Source organism: Stenotrophomonas sp. 93052_Sma (genome assembly GCF_056481145.1).
The window spans coordinates 3,559,543-3,575,545 of the sequence record NZ_CM151134.1; the positions used below are offsets into that span (position 1 = coordinate 3,559,543).

Below are 16,003 nucleotides of genomic sequence, written 5' to 3' on the forward strand. Positions count from 1 at the left end.
GCCCCGGCGCCGACCAAGGTCGGCGTCTACCGACAGCCGTCGGGCGTGGCTCGACGCTACATGCGCCTGGTAGGTGCCGACCTTGGTCGACACGCTCATCCCGCGGCGCCTTCAGCCCCGGCGCCGACCAAGGTCGGCGTCTACCAACAGCCGTCGAGCGTGGCTCGACGCTACATGCGCCTGGTAGGTGTCGACCCTGGTCGACACGCTCATCCCGCGGCGCCTTCAGCCCCAGCGCCGACCAAGATCGGCGTCTACCAAACGCTACACCCCGCCCTTCAGGATCACTTCGGCGAGGCGGTCGTAATCGCCACCGAAATGGTGATCGCCCGGCAGCTTCACCTTCCTCACGCCGTCATTGGCCGGCAGATCCGGGCACAGCGCGTCCTCATCCTTGTCGCCGTACACGCACAGCGTTTTTTCCGCCGGCAGCCTGGCCACTTCCGGTGCGATCGGCAGGCCGTCGCCGCCACCGCCCAGCCAGTTGCTGACATGGAATTCGAAGTCGGCCTTCCTGCCCACCGACAGCAGCACGATGCGCTCCAGCGCCTCACGGGTGCCGACGTCGAGCTGGTTTATGGTGGCCGGCAGCACGTCGGCGCCCTGCGAGAAACCGATCAACATCACCTTGTCGCGGTGCCATTGCTGGCGGTAGTGGTCGATGATCTTCTGCAGGTCGCCCGCAAAGCCCTTCGGTGTGCGCTCGCTCCAGAAGTAGCGCAGCGAATCGATGCCGACGACCGCCACGCCATGCTCGTTGAGTGACGACGCCACGTTCTTGTCCAGGCCAGCCCAGCCACCGTCACCGGAGACGAACACCGCCAGCGTATCGCCGCTGCCGGTCGCCGGCATTTCCACCACGGGCAGGCCCTTCAGTGCAGCAGGCGGCGGTGCCAGGCTGACGCCGGCCTGCGCGCCGATCACCCGTGCCGCAGCCACCAGGCCCGGTGACGCATCACCGCGCGCGGTGCGCTTGAACTCGCGTGCCATCGCGACCTGCTGCACGAACGCGCTGGCCTGGCCGACCTTGCAGCCGCGGTCACCGGCCGCGCTCAACCACGGAAAATTCAGTTCGGCCGGCTGCAGCCTGTCGTGCTTCACACCATCGCCGCAGACCATGCGCTGGTGGTTGTGGTCCGGGCAGAAGCCGGTGGTCAGTACACCGGCAAACACCTGGGTATCGGCCTGCGCTGCCAGCGAATAGGCCATCTCGGCACCTTCGCCATCACCGCCGACCAGCGGCAGGTGGTAGCCGGGCAGATGCAGCGAGGCCTGCAGCCAACGTGAGAAATTCTCGACGTCACCGGAACCGAACGAACAGGTCAGGTCCCCCTCGCGCTTGAGCACACCGCGCAGGTGCGCAATGTCCACTGCCGCGACCAGCGCGCCATCGGCACGCAGGGCCTCGATCGGCAGGCGGCTGGTGTCACCACCGGCCGTGGGTTCGTGGAACCAGATCACCACCCGTTGCGGCGTGCCGGATGGCATGTGCACCGGAATCTGCTCGAACCGCCCATGGCTGAACTGCTGCGGGGTCACGGCCGCCGTTGCCGGCAGCGCGGCCAGCGCCAGTACCACACCCATTGCCCTGCCCAGCCCTGCACGCTTCATATCGCATCCCCGATGGAATGCGCACACGATACGCCGCCGCCGCGTGCACGGCACGTACCGGCGCAGGCCGTTGGGGATTCAGTGGGCTGCGGCCCGACGGCTGCGACGGTACAGCGCCATCGCCAGATACAGCAGCCAGCCAACGATCACCGCGATCACCACTTTCTGTCCCAGCCCACGCGGTGGTCCACCACGCCACAGCACATGCAGCCACAGCAGCACAAAGGCCAGCCATGCCCAGCCCCAGAGCAGGCCCGCAGCGGACTGCCAACCCGGTTCGCGGCGCAGATACCAGGCCTGCAGCAGCATGCCGACGCTGGCACACAGGAACGCCGTGTTGGCTGCCAGCCCATGGATGAACGGTGCCAGCAGCGGTGTTGCTTCAGGCAGCCAGCTGTCGCCGATGGCGACCGTCGCCAGCCCCAGCGCGGAAACCGTGAACAGCAATGGTGCCGCCGCACTGCGCCGCGGGCCGATGCTGCCGCGATACAGCGCAATGCCAAGCGCCGCAATGGCCAGCGCCAGCAGGCAGTAGGCAGCGCGCAATGCCAGCCCCCACGGCCCGTGCAGGTACAGGCTCAAGGTCGCCCGCACCCAGTCCAGATCACTGCGCGCAACCTGGGTCCACAGCGCGGTGGCCACGAACAGCACCAGTGCCACCAGCGCCAGCACCGCCGCCGGGCGTGCACGGCTCATGGTGCGGCCTCTGGATGCCGCGTCTTCCACTCGGCCAGCGCCTTGCGGTAGCGCTGCAGCTCATCGGAATACAGGTCCAGCACACACAGCGGGCAACCACTGCCGCAGCATTCGTTGGGGCCGGGTTCTTCCGGTGGCAGCGGGCGGGGATCGGGATCAGGGACGGACACGGTCGGAAACGGCAATCATTGGAAACAGGTCACCAGTGTACCGGGCCGGCTCAAACGCCCAGCTGACGTCGCAGGTTGTCACGGGCGGCCGCGTCCAGGCGCTGGTGGAAGAACTCGCTGAGGAAGATCCGCGGAGCGCGCAGCAGGCCCTGCAGGAAGCGGCGACGGCCGGCACGGTACAGGAAGCCCGGCACCACCCCTTTGTATTCTTCGGCCACGCCACGGTCATAGGCAGCGAACACCGGTTCCGGCGCGGCCAGGATCGCCATGTCGCAGTCCAGGAACAGCGCCGCCTCGGCATCCACATCCTCCGGACCAAGCGCGCCGTGGCGGGCGGTCAGCAGGATCAATTGCTCCACGCGAGCGGCGTCGACAGTGGCAAGCTCTGGCGCCTGTGTGATCGCCTGCAAAGCCAGCTGCGCCGAACGCGCCTCGTTGTCCTTGCGCCCCGCCTGGTAGATCGCATCGTGATAGAGCACGGCCAGATAGATCTCGGCCGGCTGCTTCCAGCCGGGGCCGTCGGCGACATCCTGGCAATGCTGCAGCACCGCGCGCACATGGCCGAAGTGGTGGTAGGCCCGTGGCGGCGTTGCATAGCTGTCCTGCAGCGCCTGCCACTGCGCCGGGGCAAGCGTCAGCGGTGAGAAGTCCATGACCGGATCATCCCGCCTGTGCCGGCGCCGGGCAAGCTGGCGGTTTTTTCACCACGCACTCACAACGCTTGCCGGGCGGGGCCCGGAGCCAGTTGTCCACAGCTTTGTCGAGCGCTGGTCCACACCGGTTGTGGATGAACGCGGCGCCGACCAACAGTCGCTGCAGCCGGACATCCATGGGCATACACTCGCCACAGGCGGGAGCGCCCGCCGCTGCCGGGAACCGTCATGTACCGTTCTGCCGCCCATTGCCTCTCTCTTTCGCTGCTGGCCTTCTGTGCTCCTGCCTTCAGCGCAGGCCAGGCACCGCCCGCCGATGTGGTGACGACCCCGACCATCACCGTGTCGGCCGCACGTGTGCCGACCCCGGAAGAAGTGTTCGCCATTCCCGCGGACCTGCGTGCGATGCTCCAGAAGCAGGTGATCCAGCGCAGCTACTCCCGCGACCAGCGGCTGCAGGCGCTCGTGGAGATGATCTTCGACCAGCACGGGCTGGACCTGCAGTACGACGCCAATGCGACCTACACCGTCAGCGATATCTGGCAGCACCGCCGCGCCAACTGCCTGGCCTTCACCCTGCTGTTCGTGACGCTTGCGCGGGAGGCTGGCATCCAGGCCCGCGTGCAGGAAGTTGGGCAGGTGGTGTCCTGGTACCAGGACCAGGACGCGGGCGTGGTCTACAGCGTCGGCCACGTCAACGCCGGTGTCGACGTCGGTGGGCGTTTCGGTACCGTCGATCTGGACCGCAATGTGCTCTATGACCGCCGCGGCCCGGTTCCCGTCAGCCGTGCGCGGGCGTTGGCGCACTTCTACAACAACCGGGGTGCAGAGCGCCTCGCCGACGGTGATTTCGTCGGCGCGCGTGCATTCTTCGACGCGTCCCTGGCTCAGGACAGCGGGTTCGCTCCGGTGTGGAACAACCTCGGCGTGCTCGACCACCGCGAAGGCAACAACGAGGCGGCGCGGCAGGCGCTGGACCGATCGCTGCAGCTGGAAGGCCGCCAGGATGCCGCACTGACCAATGCCTCCGCGCTGTTCCGCAGCCTGGGCTTGACCGCGCAGGCGCAGTCACTTGAGCGCCGATTGAAGTCGGTGCAGCGCGAAGACCCGTTCGCGCAGTACATGTTCGGCGCCAAGGCCGAACGTGCCGGCCAGCTGGACCAGGCGATCCGCTATTACCGGCAGGCCGTGCGCCTGTATGACACCGCGCATCAGTTCCACTTCGGGCTGGCACGCGTCTATTTCCTGGCTGGCCAGCTCAAGCGCGCCGATCGCGAACTGCTGCGTGCGCAGGAACTGGGGGCGCGCCGGAGCAGGCGCGCTACCAGGCCAAGCTGGACAGCCTGGCCCGCTGGCGCGCGCAGCAGCAGGCCAAGCGCTGAAGGCGATCAGGCCTTCTTGAGGAAGCAGGTCTTCAGGACCAGACCCTTGATCTTGTCCGAGTTGCCTTCGATGTGCTCGGCGTCATCCTCGACCAGGCGGATGTTGCGGATCACGGTGCCCTGCTTGAGCGGGATCGAGGAGCCCTTGACCTTCAGGTCCTTGATCACGGTGACGGTGTCGCCGGCCTGCAGGGTGTTGCCGTTGCTGTCACGCACGACCAGGGTGGAACCGGCGCTTTCCTCGGCGGTCCATTCGAAACCGCAGTCGGCGCAGATCCACAGCGCACCATCGGCGTAGGTGTTTTCCAGGGTGCACTGCGGGCAGGCGGGGGCAGAAGACATCAGCAAGTACCTCAAAGTGAATCAACAGCCGCCATTGTAACCGCCCAGCCCTTCCCCCCTCTCTTTTCGGGGGTGGTGCCCGGGAAACTCCTTGACTCGTTCCACACCGGCAAGCGACGGGAACTTGCAGTCGGCGACGAACTGCAGCAGAGTGCGCGGCCCCTGATCGCCCCCGGAACTCCCCATGCGCCTCGGCATCGACTTCGGTACCAGCAACTCCGCCGCCGCCATCGTGCATGAGGGGAAACTGCTGCCGATCCGCTTCGGCGACGCCGAGCAGTTCCGCACCAGCGTGTACTTCCCTGGCGTGGTGCCCGACCCGGACGACTTCCAGCTCGACGCCGGCCAGGAACACGAGCTGCAGCAGATGATCGACAGCGCCGCGCGCGGCCCGCGCCGCCGGCCAGGAACGCACGCCGCAGGCGCTGCGCCGCGAAGCCCTGCGCGCACTGCGCCGGGAATGGATGGAAGCCCGCGCCGGCAAGGAGCGCAGCGCCAGCGACCTGCTGCAGAACGCGGTCTACGGCGACGACGCGCTGGAAGCCTATTTCGAGGAACACGAAGGCAACCTGGTGCAGAGCCCGAAGTCGATGCTGGGCTACAACCTGCACCCGCGCGCGAAGCAGACCATCACCGGCATCGCCGCGCACATCCTCGAGCACATCCGCCTGACCGCCAGCGCCCAGCTTGGCCAGCCGCTGCGTGCCGCCCTGCTCGGCCGCCCGGTGCAGTTCCGCAGCTCGATCGGCGCGGCCGGCAACGATCAGGCACTGGACATCCTGCGCGAAGCCGCCACCCAGGCCGGTTTCGACCAGATCGATTTCCTCGAGGAACCGGCCGCGGCGGCCATGCATTACCACGCCGAAAGCCGCGAGCGGCACCAGGCGGTGATCGTTGACATCGGCGGCGGTACCACCGATATCGCCCACGCCGAGGTTGGTGGCGATGCTGCGCCGCGCATCCACCGCGCCTGGGGTATCGCCCGTGGCGGTACCGACATCGATCTGGCGCTGAGCCTGTCCAGCTACATGCCGCTGTTCGGCCGCGGCATCACCCGCGTGCCCGCCCACCACTACGTGGAAGCCGCCACCGTGCAGGACATGACGCGCCAGCGCGACTTCCGCCAGCACAAATACGATCACGTCGACGACCCGTGGGGCGCGCCGCCTGCAGGCCCTGCAGGACACCGGCAATACCGCCCGCCTGTACCGCGATGTCGAACGCGCCAAGATTGCCCTCAGCGCCGCCAGCGAGCACCGCAGCACGCTGGACTACATCGCCCGCGACCTGCATGCCGACAGCAGCGCCGACGGCCTGGCCGCCGCCGCCCATGGCTACCTGGAGCAGATCCGCGAGCTGCTGGCCCAGGTCCGCAGCGACATCGGCGGCGACCCGGACGCGGTGTTCCTGACCGGTGGCATGTCCCGTGCCGGCTACCTGCGCCAGGCCGTGGCCGAGGCCTTCCCGGGGGCCCGCATGGTCCACGGCGAGCCCTCGCTGGGCGTGGTCCAGGGCCTTGCGCTGGCGGCAGCCAGCCAGGATTAACAAAACGTTACGCGGTCTAAGTTACTCTTGGTCGGCTAGAACCACGCTGCACCTTCCGCCGGCCACGCCGGTGTGTGTCCACAGTGCAGCCTGGCCCGCCCCGCGGGCCTAGCGGCCATGCCTTCCTGGCTCGTTCATGGTCCGCGCAGCACCTGAGCCGCCATCGAGACCCGCTTTGGGCACCCGCCAGGCCCCTGTGGCCTTACAACCTGACGCAGCACCTGCACCCATCGACTGCCGCCGTTGTGACGCGGTCTGTTGCCGGCTGCCCGTGCTGCTGCAGCCCGGCGACCACGTGCCCGGCCAGTTCCTGTCACGCGACACCCACGGCCGTGCCGTGATGGCGCGCAACGAGGAAGGCTGGTGCGCGGCGATCGATCCCTATCACCTGCGCTGCACGATCTATTCGCAGCGCCCGGCGATCTGCCGCCAGTTTTCGATGGGCGGCGATGACTGCCGCCGCGAGCGGCAGGACTACCTGCGCCAGGCCGATGCCTGGGCGCTTTCCTCCCCTTCCACCTGACAGGAGCAACCATGCCCCGCAAGGCAAAGACCCCCGCGAAGGCCAGCAACAGCATCCGCAGCGAACGCAAGGGCGCGGCCGCCAGCACTGTGGTCAGCAGCGATTCGATCGCTTCGGACCTGGCAGCGTTCCGCAAGGCCGGTGGCAAGATCGAAGTCCTCGGCACCACCTGGGCGCTGAAGAAAGCCAGCTGACCCAGTACCGACCGCGGCGGCGCTGCCGCCGCGGCCTGCCGGATCGCGTTCAGCGGTCCAGGCGTACCCGCACACTGCCCGAATGCGACTGGATGCGGATGTCACCATCACCGCCGCCCAGACGCGTATCGAGGTGGCTGCCCGGCCCATAGCGCGGCCGCTCCACCTGCCCGGCGTCACTGTTGATCGAACCACTGAAGCTGTTCACCGACAGCTGTGCCGACACCGTGCGCGGCAGGCTCAGCGTGACCGAGGCACTGACCGATTCGACGTTGATGCGGCCGCCGGGAGCCAACCCGGCCGCTGCCAGATCGATGCTGCCCGAGACGGTCTCCACCGCCAGCCGCTGCACGCGCCCGGCGTCCACCTCGACCCGGCCGGACACCGTCTGCGCACCGATATCACCGGACACGCCGCCGCCGGCCTCGATCCGGCCACTGACCGTGTTCACGTCCAGCTTCGGCGTCTGCAGGCGTGCGCTGACGCTGCCACTGACCGTGTTGAGCTTGCTGTCGCCACTGCGGCCAGCCGCGCTCAGGCTGCCGCTGACCGTGTCGGCCTGCAGCCGTCGCACATCGATGCCACTGATGTCCTGACTGGCGCTGACCGTGCTCAGCAGCAGCTCCACCGAGCGCGGCACGTTCAGTACCAGCGTCGCGCCACCATTGCTGCTGCGGCGCGGGTATTCGATCTCCCAGCGCACACGGTTGGCACTTTTCTCCTGACGCAGCTGCAGGCCGTCGCTGAGCGTGCCGGTGAGCTGCACGTCATTGCGGTCCCAGCCACGCACGGTCACCTTGCCGGCCACATTGCTCAGCTCGATGCGACCGCCCGCGGCCAGAGTGTGGCGCTCGTCAATGCGGGTGTCGGCCAGCGCCACGGCAGGGGCCAGCAGCAGCGCGACACAGCAGGAAATCAGGGTTCGGGTCATGGGGGTCTCCTCAGGTCGTCAAGCCGGACTCGGCGGCATAGGCCGCCTGCCGGGTCAGTTCCAGCCGCAGCGCATAGGTGCGCTTGAGCTGGCCAAGCAGGTGCGGCGCACGCGGGTCCTGCGCCAGGGCGGCACGGATCTGCGCTGCGCTTTCATCCAGTTCGTGCAGCGCCGGCTGCCATTCCGGCGCCCGTCCATCGGGCAGCGAAGCGACGGCCTGCTGGTACTGCTCGGTCATCGCCGCCGCCTGCAGCTGCAGCGCTGAAGGTACCGGCACCTCCGGCTGCGCATGCCGCCACGGTGCCACCGCGTAGAGCGCCAGGCTGGCCGCCAATGCCGCACCGACCGGCAGCCACCAGCGACGCCGCGAGCGGATCGGCAGGGCCACCACGTTGTCGCCCGGCGCAGGTGCCGCCTGCGGTTCACGCGGCGGCAGCTGCGCCGACAGGCGTGCCCAGCCATCGGTGGGTACGCCGCGTTCGGTCGGCAGCGCGCAGCCGGGCCAGCAGATCGTGGTCGGAATCGTGGTCGTGTGTACTCATGTCATGTCTCCCAGCCGTGCGCGCAACAGGCCGCGCGCACGATGCAACTGTGCCTTGGAACTGCCGACGGCCATCTGCAGCTGTTCGGCGATTTCCTGGTGTTTCCAGCCTTCGATGTCGTGCAGTACCAGTACCGCACGTGCCCGTGGCGGCAGTGTCGACAGTGCCCGTTCGAGGTCGCGTTCGGTGCCGGCGCAACGATCGTGCACTGCCAGCTCCTGCAACCCTCCGTCCACTTCGTCGAGGCTGTCGTGATCCTGCCCGCCCGCACGTCCGCGCAGCTCCATCAGTGCCGCGTTGACGCCCAGCCGGTGCAGCCAGGTCGACAGGCTGCTCTCGAAACGGAAGCCCGGCAGCGCCTTCCACGCCTGCAGGAACGCTTCCTGCAGCGCGTCCTCGGCGCGTGCCTGCTGGCCGCCACACAGCCGCCACAGCACAGCGAATACACGGGGCGCGTGGCGCCGGTACAGCAGTTCATAGGCAGCGGTATCACCGGCGGCCGCCGCCCGCACCAGGGCGGGTTCATCGACGGCGTCGTTGGCGGCAGGCGGCGCGGGCATGGTGGTGTCGAGCATATCGCTTGGATGCGGCGACCCGGGAAAAAGGTTTAGAGCCGATCGATGATCGATGGCATGCAACCTTTTGGGTGGCTGCTGCATCCATGAAAGGTCCTTCGCGAAATTGCCGTCCAGGAGTCCTGCCATGTCCAGCCCATCCTGCGCCGCCCTGCTGGTGATCACCGCCTGTGTCCTGCTGCAGGCGCTGGGCCTGTCACTGCAGCTGCGTCCCGACAATGGCCGCGCCTGCCTGCAGCAGCACCGCCAGGAGCTGTTGTGCGTGGCCTGGAACCCGGCGGTCGAATCCCCCGCACGCGCCGGGTAACATCAGGGGCCGTTCCCGCCGCCTGTTTTCGCCCCATGATGTTGTCGCTGAAGGATCACCTGCCCGCCTGGACCCACCCGTGGTTGAACTACGCCGGCGTGGCGCTGCAGATCGTACTGGTGCTGCTGGTCGCATGGCTCCTGCGCGTGCTCGCCCGTCGCCTGATCCGCCGCTTCGCCGAGCACTACACGCTGCCGCCAGAGATGGTGATGGGTGCGCGCCGGATCACCAGTTTCGTGGTCTATTTCAGTGCCCTGCTGTACATCCTCAGCCTGCTCGGCGCGAAGCCGTCGGTGTTGTGGACCGCGTTCACCGGCTTTGCAGCCGTGGGCGCGGTGGCCTTCTTCGCGGCGTGGAGCGTGCTGTCCAACATCTTCTGCACGCTGCTGATCTTCACCACCCGCCCGTTCCGCCTGCACGACTACATCGAGGTGCTGGAAAACGGCGAGAAGCCGGGCCTGAAGGGCCGGGTGATCGACGTGAACCTGATCTACACCACGCTGCAGGAGACCGGCGACGGCCACGAGGGCACGGTGCTGCAGCTGCCGAACAACCTGTTCTTCCAGCGCACGGTGCGCCGCTGGCGTGACCCGGCGCAGGCCCCCGGCGGCATCCAGGGCGACGGCTGAGGGTGGGGGTTTCGGCAGGGCTTGCAGCCCTGCACCTGCTTGGAGCAACGGCAACGGCGAAAGCGTGCTATCCGTGGGATAGCGGGGTGGGTCCGGTGGCGGGAGACGCCGTAAACCCATCCTTGAAGTGCCCCCCGGGAGTTGGACACCAGATCCAACCCCGAGGATACATGAACAAATACGACGCGCGTTTCAAACTGCAGGTCGCCAAAGAGGCCTGCAAGACCTCCACATCGGTCAAAGCCATTGCCCGTCGCCACGGCCTGGAGTTCTCCACGGTCAGGCGCTGGGTGGCGACCTATCGGCTGCATGGTTGGCGGGGATTTCATCGCCAGGCCCGGTCCTATGACCTCCCGTTCAAGCTGGCTGTCCTGGAGAAAATGAGCCAGGACGGCATGTCCGGGCGGGAGGCCACCACCTACTTTCAAATTGGCGATGCCGGCGCGGTGGGGCGATGGCGGCGCCTGTATGCTCAAGGCGGTGCCCAAGCGTTGGCACCCCCTCCGCCGCCGCCCCGAAAGCCGATGAAAAAGACCCGTTCGTCCAAGCCGCCTGAAGATATGAGCCGCGATGAGCTGCTCAAGGAAGTCGCCTATCTGCGTGCGGAGACCGACTACCTAAAAAAACTCGATGCCTTGATCCGGGAAGAGCAGGCGGCGCAGGACGCAAAGCGCAAGCCGTCCAAGGATTGAGGCAGGTTCATACGCTGTCGCTTCTGCTCGAAGCAGCTGAGCTGTCACGCAGTACGTTCTATTACCAGAACCATGTCCTGGCCCATCCGGATCAGGATGAGGCAGCCCTGTGCGAGCGCATCCGTGCAATCTACGATCAAAGCCAAGGGCGCTATGGCTATCGCACGGTGACGCTGGAATTGGCCAATCAGGGTCATCGGACCAATCACAAGCGGGTTCAGCGCCTGTTGGGGGAGATGGGACTGAAATCGCGGGTGCGTGTGAAGCGCTACCAGGCCTTCAAGGGGGCGGCCAATGTTGTGGTTGGCAATGACCTCAATCGCCAGTTCCATGCCGAGCGGCCCAACCAGAAGTGGGTGACTGACGTGACCGAGTTCAAGGTGCAGGGCAGGAAGCTGTACCTGTCGCCGATCATGGACCTCTACAACGGCGAAATCGTGGCTTATCAGATCAAGCGTCGGCCCGTATTTGATCTGGTGGGTCAAATGCTGGAGGAGGCCATCAAGAAGCTTGCCCCGGATGAGCGCCCCATGATCCACTCCGACCAGGGCTGGCAGTACCAGCATGAAAACTACCGGCACATGCTGGAAAAGCACTCGTTGAAGCAAAGCATGTCCCGGCGCGGCAACTGCCTGGACAATGCGGCGATGGAGAGCTTCTTTGGAACGCTGAAGTCGGAATTCTTCTACCTGAACAGCTTTGACAGCCTCGAGAGTCTGGAGGCTGGGCTGGTGGAATACATCCAGTACTACAACGAAGAACGCATCAAACTGAAACTGAAAGGTCTGAGCCCGGTAAAGTACCGGGAGCAGGCCCAATCGGCCGCCTGACCCCGTCCAAGTCTCGGGGGGCACTTCACCCTGGGGGCTTGGCAGCCGCATCCATGCGGCTGACACTCCCGCCACCGGACCCACCCCGCCTTCGACAGATTTCCGCGATCTACAGGAACGGCACTGGGTCGGATCCCGTTGCTGCGCAACGGGCTCTGACCCCAATTTGACTATCGATATCTGACAGATTTCATCCACGCATGGCGTGGATCTACCCGATCGCGGGGATCTGTCAGAGGTGGGGCGGTGTCGGATTGCGGGGTGTCAGCCGCATGGATGCGGCTGCCAAGCCTACAAGGACGTACTTGCGGCGTCCCCGCACTCCGACACCGCCCCGCCCCCCCCACGGAATGCCAGCTTTTGCTGTTGCTGTTGCCTTGGCTTGAAGGCTTCGGCAGGTGCAGGGCTGCAAGCCCTGCCGAACAACCTTTACCTCAACTGGCTGTCCTTGCTGCCACGCCGGTTGTAGCCGGCATGCGCCTGCGCTTCGTCGTCATGCGCCTGCTGGCACGCCACGCACAGCCGTACCCCGGGCACGGCCTGGCGCCGCGCCAACGGGATCGGCGCGTCGCATTCCTCACAATGTTCCAGACCAGGCCCCTCGCGCAGCTGGCGCCGCGCGCGGGCGATCGCATCGTCGACGGTGGCGTCGATCTGGTCCTGGACCGCGCCGTCTCCCGCCCAACCGGTGGCCATGGCCATCCTCCGCAGGTGTGTCGCCTGATATGGGGACAATACACCGCGCAGTAAACGGTAGCGCCGAGCCATGACCGGCAGGCCTTCAGCAAGCTGAGCAGAAGGCAGACGGGCCGGAGCAGGCCATTTGCGGCTTAATCCCCTCCGTCCCCTTTTTGGCTTACCAGACCAGGTCGTCCGGCACCTGGAACTGCGCGTAGTAGGCGTCGTCCTCGGCATTGCCGGTGGAGATCTCGGCGGTCGAGCCCGGCTGGCCGTGGTCGACGATGATCGCCTCGGGCGCGCGTTCACGCACTTTTTCGGCAGCGGCGCGCGGCAGCAGGGCGTAGCCCTCGCCGTGGGCAACGATGACCAGCACGCCCACCGACAGCGCCTTGCGCAGCTTGGGGTCGATCAGCAGGGTGCGGATCGCCGCGCCATCGCTGAAACGGTACTCGTCGTCGCCCTTGTGAGGCACGGCGTGGGCCGTGATGATCTGCCGGGCCTGGGCCTTCTGTTCAGCCTGCCTGGCCTGGGCATTGCGCTCGGCGGCCAGTGCGCGGTCGCGCTCGACCTTCTCGGCGCGGGCCCGTTCAGCCTCGCGCTGGACATCGGCCGAGGTCGATTCGGCCTTGCCCTGCCGGGCCTTGGCCTGCGCGCTCGCGGCAGCGCTGGCCTGCGACTTCTTGGCCAGGCCGGCCTTGAGCAATTGTTCCTGCAGCGCGTTGGGCTTTGCCATGGTCGATGCGTACCGCGTGTAATCTTGGATGCCCCATTCTACCGACGCCCCGCCGCCCCTGCATGGCAGTCCTGAAGTACCTCACCGGCTATCCCGAACCCCTGGTCGCCCAGGTCAGTGAACTGCTGGCGCAGGGCAAGCTCGGCCCCTGGCTGCAGCAGCGCTATCCCGATCCGCACGAGGTGCGCAGCGACCGCCAGTTGTACGACTACACGCAGGAGCTGAAGGACCGCTACCTGCGCAAGTCGGTGCCGCTCAACAAGGTCTGCTACGACAACACGCTGGAAGTGATCAAGCACGCGCTGGGCACCCATACCGCCATCTCCCGCGTGCACGGCGGCCGCCTCAGGGCCAGCCGCGAGATCCGCATCGCCACCGTGTTCCGCCAAGCACCAGCGGCGTTCCTGCGCATGATCGTGGTGCATGAACTGGCCCACCTGAAGGAAGCCGATCACAACAAGGCCTTCTACCAGCTGTGCCAGCACATGGAGCCGGAGTACCTGCAGCTTGAGTTCGATACCCGCCTGTACCTGACCGAGCTGGCCAACCGCGGCCAGCGCTGACCGGCCGCAGCGGCTACACTGCGCGCCCCCTGCCTGACCTTTCCGCCATGGAACCGATCCGTCTCGACAAACGCCTGTCCGCCCTGCTCGGCATCCCGCGCGGTGAAGCGCGGCGCTACATCGAAGGCGGCTGGGTCAGCGTCAATGGCGAGGTGGTCGAGCAGCCGCAGCGCCCGGTCGATGACAGCGCGGTGATCGTCGTGGCCGAGCAGGCCAGCGATGAAAAGGCCGAGCGGGCCAGCATGCTGCTGCACAAGCCGGCAGGCGTTGCCGCTGAAACCCTGTGTGCGCTGGTCAGCAGTGACAGCCGCAGCGAACTTGATGCCAGCGACATCCGTCCGCTTCAGCGTCACTTCCACGGCCTGCAGCTGGCCGCCTCGCTTCCGGCCAGCGACAGCGGCCTGGTGGTGGTCAGCCAGGACCCGGCCACGCTGGCCCATCTGCAGCGCAATCTGGGCCGCACCGAACAGGAATACCTGATCGAAGTGGCCGAAGGCGGTCCCGAGCGCGGCCCGTGGCTGATGGCGCGGCTGCAGCAGGAATCGGGCGGCGCCAAGGTCAGCTGGCAGAGCGAGCAGCGCCTGCGCTTCGCCGGCAAGGGTCTGACGGCCAAGGGCCTGCGCGTGGCGGTCACCGCTGCCGGCCTGCAGGTCGCGGCCGTGCGTCGGCTGCGGATTGGCCGCGTGGCACTGGGACCGCTGCCTGCGGGGCAGTGGCGTTACCTGGGCAGCGACGAGCGGTTCTGACCGCGAAGTCCCTGCCATCCACGCATGGCGTGGATCTACAGCGATAGGTCTGTTGGCTTTCATCCACACGCGGCGTGGATCTACCATCGGGGCATGAGCCTGCCCAAGCCCCTGTGGCGACGCCTGCTGCGCGTCGCTGCGATCATCCTCGCCGCGCTGTTGCTGCTGGTCCTGTCCGGGCTGCTGCTGGCCGACCACCTCACCCCGCAGGCACAGGGCGCACCTTCGCATGTGCTGCCACTGCAGCCGGCGCAGACCCGCATCGACCAGCAGATCGTGCCGCTGCAGGACGCACACCCCGGGCAGTCCGGCGTGGCGTTCCTCAGTGATGGCATGGATGCCTTCGCCGCGCGCGCGATGATCACCGCGCACGCAGGCCGCAGCCTGGACCTGCAGTACTACATCTGGCACGACGACCTGATCGGCCATCTGATGGCCAAGGCGCTGTACGACGCCGCCGAGCGCGGCGTGCGCGTGCGCATCCTGCTTGACGACATGAACGCCAAGGACAAGGACGCGTTGATGATGGCACTCGATGCGCATCCGAACATCGAGATCCGCCTGTACAACCCGTTCCGCAACCGCAGCGGCATCGCGCGCACGCTGGAGCTGGTGCAACGCGCTTTCAGCGTGAACCACCGCATGCACAACAAGAGCTGGATCGCCGACGGCCGCATCGCGATCGTCGGTGGCCGCAACATCGGCGAGGAATACTTCAGCGCGCGACGATGTGAACTTCCAGGACCTGGACCTGGTGGTGGCCGGCCCCGCCGTGCAGCAGGCCAACCAGATCTTCGACGACTACTGGAACAGTAGCACGGCGATCCCGATTTCCGCGCTGGCCTCGTATACCGATGCACAGTTGCAGCAGCTGGTACGGCAGTCGGACCTGGATGCCATGCATGCCAAGGCACAGCCCTACCTGCAACGCGTGGCCGAGTCGCGCGCGCTGCAGCGGCCCAGCCCGGAACCGCTGCACTGGAGCGCGAACGTGCGCATCGCTTCCGATCCGCCGATGAAGCACCGCGATGACGATCGCCGCGGCTGGCTGGTCAGCCGTCTCAGCGACGAGTTGCGCAGCACGCGGCGCAGTGCGCTGTTGATCTCGCCCTACTTCGTGCCCGGCAACGATGGGGTCGAGGCGCTGTCGGCGCTGGCCGCACGCGGCGCGCAGGTGGGCGTGGTGACCAACTCACTGGCCGCCAACGATGTGGCAGCGGTACACGGCGGTTACATGGGCTACCGGGTGCCGCTGCTGAGGGCCGGCGTGCAGCTGTACGAACTGAAGGCACACGGCCAGCTGGATGCCAGCCTGTTCGGCAGCAGCGGCGCCAGCCTGCACACCAAGGCATTCGTGGTCGATGACCGCCGCGGTTTCGTCGGTTCGTTCAACCTCGACCCACGTTCGGCCTACCTCAATACCGAAATGGGCGTGCTGTTCGATGACCCGGCGCTCGGTGCACAGCTGCGCGACGAGTACCTGCGCCTGGCCGGTCCGCAGCACAGCTGGTGGCTGGCGCTGGGGCGCGATGATGACCTGCGCTGGCTGGAGCGGCAGCCACCGCCGCACTGGGTGGAGGCCGAACCCGGGGCCAGCCTGGGCAAGCGCTGGACCGCGCGGGTGATCAGCTGGCTGCCGGTGGAATCGCAGCTGTAGC

16 protein-coding genes and 4 pseudogenes are annotated in these 16,003 nt (G+C 67.0%); 10 read left to right on the top strand and 10 right to left on the bottom strand.

The annotated features are described in order from the left end of the window. Positions 1–264: 264 nt before the first annotated feature. From ACZK2V_RS16770 to ACZK2V_RS16785, 4 genes are all read right to left on the bottom strand, one after another. Entirely contained in the window at positions 265–1,611 is a 1,347-nt protein-coding gene (locus ACZK2V_RS16770; protein ID WP_486322603.1) for a virulence factor family protein, read from the bottom strand. Positions 1,612–1,689: 78 nt separating this feature from the next. After that, positions 1,690–2,307: a DUF998 domain-containing protein gene (locus tag ACZK2V_RS16775; protein ID WP_032130397.1), complete on the bottom strand. Its 618-nt coding sequence runs from the start codon at positions 2,305–2,307 to the stop codon at positions 1,690–1,692. After that, positions 2,304–2,477, bottom strand: a complete 174-nt coding sequence (locus ACZK2V_RS16780) for an oxidoreductase-like domain-containing protein (RefSeq protein WP_049398321.1) — start codon at positions 2,475–2,477, stop codon at positions 2,304–2,306. Before ACZK2V_RS16780 ends, ACZK2V_RS16775 begins: the two co-directional genes overlap by 4 nt. Before the next feature lie 50 nt (positions 2,478–2,527). Next, a complete protein-coding gene (locus tag ACZK2V_RS16785) occupies positions 2,528–3,130 on the bottom strand; it encodes an HD domain-containing protein (protein WP_049421037.1) in 603 nt (200 codons plus the stop codon). 228 nt (positions 3,131–3,358) lie between these two features. Between ACZK2V_RS16785 and ACZK2V_RS16790 the strand changes: the two are divergent. Then, positions 3,359–4,512 (top strand): annotated as a pseudogene (locus ACZK2V_RS16790) (tetratricopeptide repeat protein). Positions 4,513–4,518: 6 nt separating this feature from the next. Here the strand turns inward: ACZK2V_RS16790 and ACZK2V_RS16795 are convergent. Further along, positions 4,519–4,854 (bottom strand): zinc ribbon domain-containing protein YjdM, encoded by a 336-nt coding sequence (locus tag ACZK2V_RS16795; RefSeq protein ID WP_010482882.1) that lies wholly within the window; start codon positions 4,852–4,854, stop codon positions 4,519–4,521. A gap of 184 nt (positions 4,855–5,038) precedes the next feature. On the opposite strand from ACZK2V_RS16795, the pseudogene ACZK2V_RS16800 reads away from it, so the two are divergent. The 3 genes and pseudogenes from ACZK2V_RS16800 (at position 5,039) to ACZK2V_RS16810 (ending at position 7,116) form a co-directional block, all read left to right on the top strand. Then, positions 5,039–6,399: pseudogene (locus ACZK2V_RS16800) on the top strand (Hsp70 family protein). A gap of 271 nt (positions 6,400–6,670) precedes the next feature. Further along, positions 6,671–6,922 (top strand): YkgJ family cysteine cluster protein, encoded by a 252-nt coding sequence (locus ACZK2V_RS16805; protein ID WP_005410565.1) that lies wholly within the window; start codon positions 6,671–6,673, stop codon positions 6,920–6,922. An 11-nt stretch (positions 6,923–6,933) separates the two neighbouring features. After that, complete coding sequence (locus ACZK2V_RS16810; protein ID WP_005410566.1) at positions 6,934–7,116, top strand: hypothetical protein; 183 nt, start codon at positions 6,934–6,936, stop codon at positions 7,114–7,116. Positions 7,117–7,165: 49 nt separating this feature from the next. Here the strand turns inward: ACZK2V_RS16810 and ACZK2V_RS16815 are convergent, their stop codons facing one another. From ACZK2V_RS16815 to ACZK2V_RS16825, 3 genes and pseudogenes are all read right to left on the bottom strand, one after another. Continuing rightward, on the bottom strand, positions 7,166–8,047 hold the full coding sequence (locus ACZK2V_RS16815) for a DUF4097 family beta strand repeat-containing protein (protein ID WP_032129361.1): 882 nt from the start codon (positions 8,045–8,047) through the stop codon (positions 7,166–7,168). Positions 8,048–8,057: 10 nt separating this feature from the next. After that, positions 8,058–8,589: pseudogene (locus ACZK2V_RS16820) on the bottom strand (hypothetical protein). Further along, the gene (locus tag ACZK2V_RS16825) at positions 8,586–9,164 is read right to left on the bottom strand and encodes an RNA polymerase sigma factor (RefSeq protein ID WP_032129359.1); all 579 of its coding nucleotides are present in this window, start codon (positions 9,162–9,164) and stop codon (positions 8,586–8,588) included. Before ACZK2V_RS16825 ends, ACZK2V_RS16820 begins: the two are co-directional and overlap by 4 nt. Before the next feature lie 127 nt (positions 9,165–9,291). Here ACZK2V_RS16825 and ACZK2V_RS16830 point away from each other — a divergent pair, with 127 nt between their 5' ends. From ACZK2V_RS16830 to ACZK2V_RS16840, 3 genes are all read left to right on the top strand, one after another. After that, positions 9,292–9,471 (top strand): hypothetical protein, encoded by a 180-nt coding sequence (locus tag ACZK2V_RS16830; RefSeq protein WP_189720790.1) that lies wholly within the window; start codon positions 9,292–9,294, stop codon positions 9,469–9,471. A 35-nt stretch (positions 9,472–9,506) separates the two neighbouring features. Next, entirely contained in the window at positions 9,507–10,100 is a 594-nt protein-coding gene (locus ACZK2V_RS16835) for a mechanosensitive ion channel family protein (RefSeq protein WP_080291803.1), read from the top strand. Between the two features lie 170 nt (positions 10,101–10,270). Continuing rightward, positions 10,271–11,622 (top strand): IS3-like element ISStma2 family transposase gene (locus ACZK2V_RS16840; protein WP_486322604.1). Its coding sequence is split into 2 segments (ribosomal slippage): positions 10,271–10,718 and positions 10,718–11,622, totalling 1,353 coding nucleotides; the frame shifts between segments, so codons are not numbered across the junction. 429 nt (positions 11,623–12,051) lie between these two features. Here ACZK2V_RS16840 and ACZK2V_RS16845 read toward each other — a convergent pair. Continuing rightward, on the bottom strand, positions 12,052–12,318 hold the full coding sequence (locus ACZK2V_RS16845; protein ID WP_032129365.1) for a DksA/TraR family C4-type zinc finger protein: 267 nt from the start codon (positions 12,316–12,318) through the stop codon (positions 12,052–12,054). A gap of 160 nt (positions 12,319–12,478) precedes the next feature. Further along, complete coding sequence (locus tag ACZK2V_RS16850; RefSeq protein WP_032129357.1) at positions 12,479–13,036, bottom strand: DUF2058 domain-containing protein; 558 nt, start codon at positions 13,034–13,036, stop codon at positions 12,479–12,481. A 62-nt stretch (positions 13,037–13,098) separates the two neighbouring features. Between ACZK2V_RS16850 and ACZK2V_RS16855 the strand changes: the two genes are divergently transcribed. The 3 genes and pseudogenes from ACZK2V_RS16855 (at position 13,099) to ACZK2V_RS16865 (ending at position 16,002) form a co-directional block, all read left to right on the top strand. After that, on the top strand, positions 13,099–13,599 hold the full coding sequence (locus ACZK2V_RS16855; protein ID WP_049421271.1) for a M48 family metallopeptidase: 501 nt from the start codon (positions 13,099–13,101) through the stop codon (positions 13,597–13,599). Positions 13,600–13,646: 47 nt separating this feature from the next. After that, complete coding sequence (locus ACZK2V_RS16860; RefSeq protein WP_154264151.1) at positions 13,647–14,345, top strand: RNA pseudouridine synthase; 699 nt, start codon at positions 13,647–13,649, stop codon at positions 14,343–14,345. Between the two features lie 93 nt (positions 14,346–14,438). After that, positions 14,439–16,002: pseudogene (locus ACZK2V_RS16865) on the top strand (phospholipase D-like domain-containing protein). The last annotated feature ends 1 nt before the right edge of the window (position 16,003 follow it).